Raw genomic sequence first — 2,409 nt, 5'->3', positions numbered from 1 at the left:
CTCCTGCATCTGCCGGCGGTATTCCCGCCCAAAGGCTTGCAGCAACCCTTCTGCATGGGAAAGAGGCCCTGCTTCATAGGCACGGGATCCCACCCCTTGCTGGGTGAGCTCGCACAGGTGCCAATCCTGTCGATTGGTGCGATCCCACAATTCCACCACCTCGCTGGGATCAAAACCATCCAGCGCCAAGGTCTCCGGCTCAAACAGCCAATCGCAGACAACCCGCGTCCGGTCGGATCCCTGGGGCCACAGAGTGTGGGTCATGACATAGTCCGGCTGCAGGCTCAAGAATAGATTGGGCATAAGGGTGTAGTAGTAGGCCCGCCGTTGGTTCTCGCCTCGCACGGTGGAGATCAGGGGCAAGCTGCGTTGGCCACTCATGTTTAGGCTGGTCACATCTGGATTGAGCAACATGTAGCCGCCCAAAAAGGGGCCTTCCATCAAGTCGTTGCGACCACTGCGAGCCGGCGAAAGGCGGGCCAATTCTGGGTGAATGAGCGGGCAGTGGTAGCACTCAGAGTAGTTTTCAAACAGCAATTTCCAATTGGCTTGAACGTGGTATTCAATACGATGGCCTCGCCGCAGAGCGGACAGGTTCCACTCTCGGAAACGACCTTGCAATGGGGCAAAAACCTCATCGAAGGGCTGAGGATTGCGGCTGAGGTTGACCCAGACGAAGCCTTCCCATTCTGCCAAGGCAGCGGAGTGGAGGGGATAATCTTCACGGCGAAAGTCTTCCACCTCGTGCATCTGGGGAGCCGCCAACAATTGTCCATCCAGCCCATAGCGCCAGGCGTGGTAGGGGCAAGGGATCCCATCGGCAAAATGGCCTTGGGGCTCACTGCAGAGTCGGGTTCCTCGATGGCGACAGTGGTTGAAGAAGGCATGGGCTTGCCCCTTGGGATCCCGTACCAGGATCAGGCTTTCTCTGAGCACCTGCACCTGCAAAAAGTCTCCGGGTTGGGCCAGATCGGCACTGCGCCCCACGCAGAACCACTGCCGATAAAAAATCCGCTCGATCTCCGCCTCAAAACGGCTGGAGGAGACGTAGTAGTGGCCCGGCAGGGTGCGGGCGCCGGGTTGAACCGTAGCGGGATAGAAAGCGGTCATGGGGCAAAGCAGCGATAAGAAAAACTGCTGTGGGACTCCAAAGGCTTTGCTATCCAAGCTAACGCAGGGATCCCATCCGGCATCTATTCCAAGCAGATCCAAGGCATTTTTAAGGCATTTTTGAAGCATTCCCCCCAAGCACGCTGTGCTGCTCGCGCAAATACCCCAGTCTCCTACCCACAAGGGGAGAGGGGGGCATAAGAACTCCGTCCTGCTGACGCAAATGGCTTATTCCCGCTAGGGGGACGTAGCGCTATAGCCCAAGTCGCGCAGAAGGTGCTCAGAGCGCCGCCAGTGGGGCCGCACCTTGACAAACAGCTCCAGGTACACCTTGCCCAGGATCAGCTTTTGAATCTGCAGGCGGGCTGCCTGGCCGATCTGCTTGAGCCTTTCCCCCCCTTTGCCAATGAGGATCCCCTTTTGCGAGTCCCGCTCTACATAGAGGGTGGCCAAGATGCGGGTGACGTTGGGGGTTTCTTCCACCTGGTCGATGGTCACGGCCACGGAATGGGGCACTTCCTCGCGGGTCTGCAGCAGCACCTGTTCTCGGATCAGCTCCGCCATGATGAACCGCTCCGGCTGATCCGTCACCAGATCCGGCGGGTAGTAGTAGGGGCCGGTGGGCAGCAGATCGATGGTGGCTTGGATCAGGGGTGTCAAACTGCTGGGATCCAAGGCAGACACCCAAACGACAGGAGCGCCGGGGCGCAGGGCTTGGTAGCTCTCCTGGTGAGCTTGGCGCACGGCAGCATCCCGAGGAAGCAGATCCGCTTTGTTGCAGACGATCAGGCAGGGGGAAGCAGCAGGGATCCGCTCGGCAATAAAAGCATCCCCGCGTCCTGCCGGCACCGATCCATCCACCACGAAGAGGATCACGTCCACAGCGGCAATGGCTGCCTGGGCGTTGTGTACCAAGATTTCCCCCAGGCGGTGGTGGGGTTTGTGGATGCCAGGGGTATCCACCCAGATGATCTGGGCTTGGGGTAGGGAGAGGATCCCCTGCAGGCGGTTGCGGGTGGTCTGGGCCACGGGAGAGGTGATGGCAATCTTTTGTCCCACCAGGGCGTTGAGTAGGGTGGACTTGCCCACATTGGGCCGCCCGATCAGCCCCACAAACCCCGACTTAAACCCTGGCGGGGCAGCCGGGATCGCAGACAGTTCCCCACTGCTGACACGACCGGGCGCCGATTCCCCTTCTGCTGCAGCAGCGGAGGACTCTGTCCCGCCGTCGCCAATGGATCCCTGTCCCTCAGGGGAGGGATCCCTCCCGTCTGAAGGAGAATGGGGATGTCCGGCGCT

The 2,409-nt window shown here is 60.0% G+C and carries 2 protein-coding genes; both read right to left on the bottom strand.

The window, feature by feature from the left end:
* Positions 1-1,110: aromatic ring-hydroxylating oxygenase subunit alpha (locus NW829_RS12070; RefSeq protein ID WP_414417178.1), on the bottom strand; the 1,110-nt coding region annotated here is incomplete at its 3' end.
* A 237-nt stretch (positions 1,111-1,347) separates the two neighbouring features.
* A complete protein-coding gene (era, locus tag NW829_RS12065; RefSeq protein ID WP_414417179.1) occupies positions 1,348-2,268 on the bottom strand; it encodes a GTPase Era in 921 nt (306 codons plus the stop codon).
* Between the last annotated feature and the right edge of the window lie 141 nt (positions 2,269-2,409).

Origin of the sequence: Synechococcus sp. R55.8, assembly GCF_047461895.1 — a bacterium.
Classification (GTDB): domain Bacteria; phylum Cyanobacteriota; class Cyanobacteriia; order Thermostichales; family Thermostichaceae; genus Thermostichus.
Note: the sequence above shows the minus strand (reverse complement) of the source record. Positions and strands in the feature narration are given on the sequence as shown.